The sequence below is a fragment of the Gracilinema caldarium genome, assembly GCF_029265695.1.
Taxonomy (GTDB): domain Bacteria; phylum Spirochaetota; class Spirochaetia; order Treponematales; family Breznakiellaceae; genus Gracilinema; species Gracilinema caldarium_A.
On record NZ_JAJUHW010000023.1, the window covers coordinates 37,518 to 43,583 of the forward strand.

Annotated in this window: 7 protein-coding genes and 1 tRNA gene; all 8 read left to right on the forward strand. The window is 46.2% G+C overall.

All coding sequences use genetic code 11. From position 1 onward, the window contains the following. Positions 1-73 (forward strand) — tRNA-Trp (locus Q7P68_RS08755). 155 nt (positions 74-228) lie between these two features. Next, the gene (gene secE / locus Q7P68_RS08760) at positions 229-408 is read left to right on the forward strand and encodes a preprotein translocase subunit SecE (RefSeq protein ID WP_304224844.1); all 180 of its coding nucleotides are present in this window, start codon (positions 229-231) and stop codon (positions 406-408) included. Positions 409-417: 9 nt separating this feature from the next. Next, on the forward strand, positions 418-975 hold the full coding sequence (gene nusG / locus Q7P68_RS08765; protein WP_304224845.1) for a transcription termination/antitermination protein NusG: 558 nt from the start codon (positions 418-420) through the stop codon (positions 973-975). Positions 976-1,137: 162 nt separating this feature from the next. After that, complete coding sequence (gene rplK / locus Q7P68_RS08770; protein ID WP_304224847.1) at positions 1,138-1,569, forward strand: 50S ribosomal protein L11; 432 nt, start codon at positions 1,138-1,140, stop codon at positions 1,567-1,569. A gap of 1 nt (position 1,570) precedes the next feature. Next, positions 1,571-2,251 (forward strand): 50S ribosomal protein L1, encoded by a 681-nt coding sequence (rplA, locus tag Q7P68_RS08775; RefSeq protein WP_304224849.1) that lies wholly within the window; start codon positions 1,571-1,573, stop codon positions 2,249-2,251. Positions 2,252-2,254: 3 nt separating this feature from the next. Next, positions 2,255-2,800 (forward strand): 50S ribosomal protein L10, encoded by a 546-nt coding sequence (gene rplJ / locus Q7P68_RS08780; protein ID WP_304224851.1) that lies wholly within the window; start codon positions 2,255-2,257, stop codon positions 2,798-2,800. 179 nt (positions 2,801-2,979) lie between these two features. Continuing rightward, positions 2,980-3,369 carry a 50S ribosomal protein L7/L12 gene (gene rplL / locus Q7P68_RS08785; RefSeq protein WP_304224852.1) on the forward strand — a complete coding sequence of 130 codons (390 nt, stop codon included), beginning with the start codon at positions 2,980-2,982 and terminating at the stop codon, positions 3,367-3,369. A gap of 207 nt (positions 3,370-3,576) precedes the next feature. Continuing rightward, the coding region (gene rpoB, locus Q7P68_RS08790) for a DNA-directed RNA polymerase subunit beta (protein ID WP_304224853.1) at positions 3,577-6,066 on the forward strand (2,490 nt) is incomplete at its 3' end.

Below are 6,066 nucleotides of genomic sequence, written 5' to 3' on the forward strand. Positions count from 1 at the left end.
AGGCCAGTAGCTCTAATGGTAGAGCGCCGGTCTCCAAAACCGGATGTTGTGGGTTCGAGTCCTACCTGGCCTGTGTATATATTAATATTTTAGGGTTTTTCTATGGGTATAGTGTGCTGCTTAAGCTGCGCACTATTTTTTTATATTCAACGACGCATACTTGCATAATTGTCTATTTTCTGACATAGTAACAGACTGCAAACATTTGTATGTTTTGAGGGGTTGATAATGAAAAAGCTGGTCGCATTTGTAAAAGAGTCGATTGCGGAGCTGAAAAAGGTTGTGTGGCCTTCCAAAGAGGATGTTGTAAGTTCTGTTAAGGTGGTTATAGTTTCCACTTTGATATTTGCGCTTCTCTTGGGTCTTGTGGATGCCCTGCTGTTGCTCGGTGTTCAGGCTATTTTTTAAAGGATAAGCATGGCTACTGGATGGTACGTTCTTCATACCTATTCGGGGTATGAAAATAAAATAGAGAAAACTATCCGCATGATGATCGATTCAGGGGATCTGGATAAAGATGTGGTGCGGGATGTAAAGGTTCCTTCTGAAGATGTGGTTGAGGTAAAAGACGGTAAGAAACGTACTATGACCAAAAAGTTTCTGCCAGGCTATATTCTGGTAGAAATGGATTTGCCTGAAATTGGCTGGAAGGTTCCCTGTTCTAAAATAAAAAAAATCCCTGGAGTAACTGGCTTTGTAGGTACCCCTGCTAATCGCAGGCCTCAGCCCTTATCTGGCGATGAAGCTCGTGCTATTCTGCAAAAAACTGGGGAGATTAAAGGAGAACGGCCCGTCCGCTCTCGGCAGTCTTTTGCTCCCGGCGAGCAGGTTAAGATTATTGATGGGCCCTTTGAGTCGTTTACTGGGACTATAGAAGAAGTAAATACCGAGCGCAACAAGCTCAAGGTAATGGTTGGTATTTTTGGAAGATCTACCCCGGTAGAAGTAGATCTATTGCAAGTCGAAAAGATTTAGTTCTGTTTTGAATCTTTGAATCTATAGGGCTTTTTTTTGCCTGAAAGGGTAGAAAATAGCTTTGGGCTATAAGCTCCAATAGATGGGAGTTTTCGCATCTGGCGAAAACGCTACCCCGAAAAGCTTGGTTCTTTTCGGGTACACCACAGAAGGAGATTGCGAATGGCAAAGAAAAAGGTCACCGCTATCATCAAGTTGCAGTGCCCCGCAGGCAAAGCGACTCCTGCTCCACCGGTAGGACCGGCATTAGGTCCACACGGTGTCAGTGCCCCTCAGTTCGTTCAGCAATTTAATGACCGAACCAAGGGTATGGAAGCAGGTCTCATTATTCCTGTCGTTATAACCGTATATAGCGACAAATCCTTCACCTTCATTCTTAAAACTCCGCCCGCATCGGTGCTGATTAAGAAGGGGGCAGGCATTGACAAGGGGTCTTCTGAACCCCATAAGACGAAGGTTGGCAAGCTTCCCAAGGCTAAACTTGAGGAGATTGCTAAAATGAAGTTGCCCGATCTGACAGCCAACGATCTTGAGGCTGCCAAGAAGATTATAGCCGGAACTGCCCGTTCAATGGGTGTCGAGGTGGAGTGGTAATATGAAGCATGGGAAAAAATACCTCGAAAGCCTTAAAAAATATGATGCTGCAACCACCTATGATTTGGTTTCTGCTGCTGATCTGGTTAAAAAGCTGGCCTTTGCAAAGTTTGATGAAACCGTAGATTTGTCGGTGAAATTAAACCTTAAAAAGAGTCAGTCTGTCCGGGATACGGTAGTGCTTCCTCACCAGTTCCGTGGCGAGAAGAAAGTTCTCGTGTTCTGTAAGAGTGAAAAAGAAAAAGAAGCTCTTGAAGCTGGTGCAACCTATGTTGGATCCGACGATCTTATCGAAAAGGTTAAGGGTGGTTGGCTCGATTTTGATATCGCCGTTGCTACTCCTGACATGATGAAAGATGTTGGTAAGCTGGGTATGGTGCTCGGCCGGAAAGGGCTTATGCCAAATCCTAAGACCGGAACAGTTACCTTTGATCTCAAAGGCGCTATTGCGGAGCTTAAAAAAGGCCGTGTGGAATTCCGGGCAGATAAAACCGGTGTTATCCATCTGCCGGTAGGCAAGGTTTCCATGGAGCCTGCTAAGATTGCAGAGAACGTGGAAGCAGTCCTTGCGGAGATTAAGCGCAAGCGGCCCGCAGATGCTAAGGGTGATTTTATTCAGTCCGTGTCCATCAGCTCTACCATGGGTTCTGGTGTATGGGTAGCATTAAAGGATAAGGAGTAAACCATGGCTATTGTTGCAAAGAAAGTGCAGGATGCTAAGGTTTCTGCTATTGATGAACTGAAGCAGAGCTTTGGTGCCGCTCCCGATTTTATTTTTACCGATTACCGCGGGCTGACGGTTGAGCAGATTTCTAATCTGCGGAAACAGCTTCGCGCAAAGGATGCAACTTTTAAGGTTGTAAAGAATAATTTTGCCCGGATTGCCTTTGAGCAGCTTTCTGCTCCTAATGTAGAAAGCTATCTCACTGGTCCGACTGCAATTGCAATTACCCCGAAGGATTCCAATGAGGTTGCAAAAATCCTTATTGAGTTTGCAAAGGAAGTTCCTGCTCTTAAGGTAAAAGGCGGTCTCGTTGGCAATACGGTATATGATGCTGCGCAGATTGAAGCTTTTTCAAAGCTGCCTGGGCGGCTCGAGCTTATTGCAATGCTTATGTCTGTTATGAACGCTCCTGCTCGGAATATGGTGTCTGCGCTTAATGATATCAATGCCCGGCTTGTACGGACAATTAAAGCTGTGGGCGATAAAAAGCAGGAAGGTGCTGCATAATTTTATGGAACTAAGACCTTCAGGCTTCGGAAAGCTGCCGTTCCTGTCGGTCTAAAAAATACAGCAATCCGTTGCTTTTGTTAAAAGTTTGCGGGTTGTCTAGCCGCTCTGCGGCAGCCGCGTAAGTGGCAGTCCCTTAAAGGGAAAAAATCAATCGCTGAAATAGAGGAGAAGATAATATGGCAGCGTTGACAAAAGATCAGATTATCGAAGCCATTGCTTCGATGACCGTACTCGAAGTTTCCGAGCTTGTAAAAGCTATGGAAGAAAAATTTGGTGTTTCCGCGGCAGCTCCTGTTGCTGTAGCCGCTGTGGGTGCCGCTCCTGGTGCTGCAGCCGCTCCCGCTGAGGAAAAGACCGAATTCAACGTAATCCTGAAGGCCTTTGATGAATCCAAGAAGATTGGTGTTATCAAGGAAGTTCGGGCTGTTACCGGTCTTGGTCTTAAGGAAGCAAAGGACCTGGTCGAAGGTGCTCCCAAGCCACTTAAGGAAAATGTATCCAAGGAAGAAGCTGCAAAGATTAAGGAACAAATTACTGCCGCTGGCGGTACTGTTGAAATCCAGTAATCTCGTCGGTACAACACATACTTTTTCTCTCGCTTTTCCGGAACTCAATACGAGTTCCGGATTAAGAGCTTCCGGCAATTTTGCCGGAGGCTTTTTGTAGTCTAAGGACGTATAGTCTATTCTAGGTAAAAACAGGCACAATCCGGTTTATTGGGCTGGACGGCGATAGTGCCCGCAATTGAGGGCGGTTCCGATAGGGGGTAACGAATGGTTACAGGAAATTCGGTCATTAAAAGGACCTATATAGGGAAAGATTTCCAGGATGTTATGGAACTTCCTGATCTTATAGATATACAGCTTTCTTCTTACGAGCGTTTCTTGCAAAGAGAACGGCTCAGAAGGGGGGAAGCTCCCGAAATGCAGGGACTGGAAGAAGCTTTTAGGACTACCTTTCCTATAGAAAGCCCTACCGGTGATATGGTACTTGAATATGAATATTACACTCTCGATGAAGAGGGGATAAAGTTTTCTGAGCAGGAATGCAAGCAGAAAGGTTTAACCTATGCGGTTCCGCTTAAGGCTCGCATAAATCTCATTTTCCAGGAAACCGGAGAAATCCGACAAAAGGATATCTACATGGGAGATATCCCGATTATGACAGATCGGGGCACCTTTATTATTAATGGTGCAGAACGAGTTGTAGTTTCCCAGATTCACCGTTCGCCCGGTGTTATTTTTAGCCATGAAAAGGGTGTGTATTCTTCACGGATTATTCCTTACCGGGGCTCCTGGCTTGAATTCGAAATTGACCAAAAACGGGAACTTATTTACGCAAAAATAGACCGCAAGAAGCGCATTCTTGGAACCATTTTCCTCAGGGCTTTGGGGTATGAAGGCCGGGAAGAAATTATAAAGGCTTTTTATAAGACCCAGACAGTGACCATCCAGGATGACCGGGAATCTAAAAATGCCCTTGTCGGCAAAGTATTCGCAAAGGCCGTATGGATCAATGCAACCACCGAAGAGGGGCTTGTAGAGAAGAAACTGTATCGGGCGGGCGAGAAAATTCATCCCCACGATGTGGATGAACTCCTTGTTAATGGTGTTCAGTCGGTAGAAATCATCGATTTCGAAGCAGAAGATTCGCTCAACTCCCCCATGATTCTCAATTGTTTTGAGCGGGAGGAGATAAAGTTTGTAAAGGAAGATCCCACACGGGATGAGCCTTCTCGCGAGGACGCACTGTCTGCGGTTTATTCGGTACTCATGCCCGGTGAACCCATAACGGTTGAAGCGGCAGAAAAGGACCTCATGGGTATGTTCTTTACAAGCCGCCGTTATGATCTTGGCAAGGTTGGCCGCTATAAACTGAATAAGAAATTCAACTTCAATCCACCCCTGGAAGATTTCACCCTGACCAAACAGGATATCATCGCAACTATGAAATTCCTCATTAAAGTATATGTGGGGGATGAAAATATTGATGATATCGACCATCTCGGCAACCGCCGTGTCAGGTCCGTGGGCGAACTTCTTGCCAATACGATGAAGACCGCTTTCAGCCGCATGGAACGGATTGCAAAAGAAAGGATGAGCCTTAAAGAAACAGAAACGATAAAGCCGCAGGACCTTATTTCCATAAAACCAGTTGTTGCGGCGATTAAAGAGTTCTTTGGTTCAAGCCAGCTCTCACAGTTCATGGATCAGGTAAATCCCCTCGCAGAGCTGACCCATAAGCGGCGTCTTAATGCCTTGGGTCCCGGCGGTCTTTCCCGAGATCGGGCCGGTTTCGAGGTTCGTGACGTCCACTATACTCACTATGGACGAATGTGCCCTATTGAAACTCCGGAAGGTCCGAACATTGGTCTTATCGTCTCATTGGCTAACTATACTCGTGTCAACGATTATGGGTTCCTGGAAACCCCATATCGAAAAGTTGTTAACGGTAAGGCTACCGCTGAAATTGAATACCTCTCGGCCATGGACGAAGACCGGTACTATATCGCACAGGCTTCAGCTAAATTAAATCATGATGGAACCTTTGCGGACAGCCAGGTCTCCTGCCGCCGCCAGGGAGATTATACAACCCGGGCTCCGGAAGACATCCAGTATATGGACGTTTCTCCCAAGCAGGTTATATCAGTTTCAGCATCCCTTATCCCCTTCCTTGAACACGACGACGCGAACCGGGCACTTATGGGTTCAAACATGCAGCGTCAGGCTGTTCCCCTCATTTTCCCCGAACCTCCACGGGTCGGAACCGGTATGGAAGGGAAATGTGCCTACGATTCAGGAGTTCTCGTCAAAGCAAAGCGGCCTGGTACGGTAGTACGGGTTACTTCAACTGAGATCGTCATTCGTCCCGATGATGTTAAAAATGCCGATGAACGGGATGTTTATACTCTGGTCAAATATCAGCGGACCAACCAGGATACCTGCTACAACCAGCGTCCCATTGTAAAATTGGGCGAAAAGATTGTAAAAGGACAGGTGATTGCCGATGGTCCTGCTACCAAGAATGGAGAGCTCGCCCTTGGCCGAAACATCCTGGTAGGTTTTATGCCCTGGAATGGGTATAACTATGAAGACTCCATCCTTATTTCTGAACGGGTGGTGAAGGAGGATATGTTTACCTCCATTCACATTAAGGAGTTTATCACCGAAGTCAGGGAAACTAAACTTGGCCCTGAAAAGATTACCCGAGATATTCCCAATACAAGCGAAAAGTCGCTGGACAATCTGGATAGTGAAGGTATT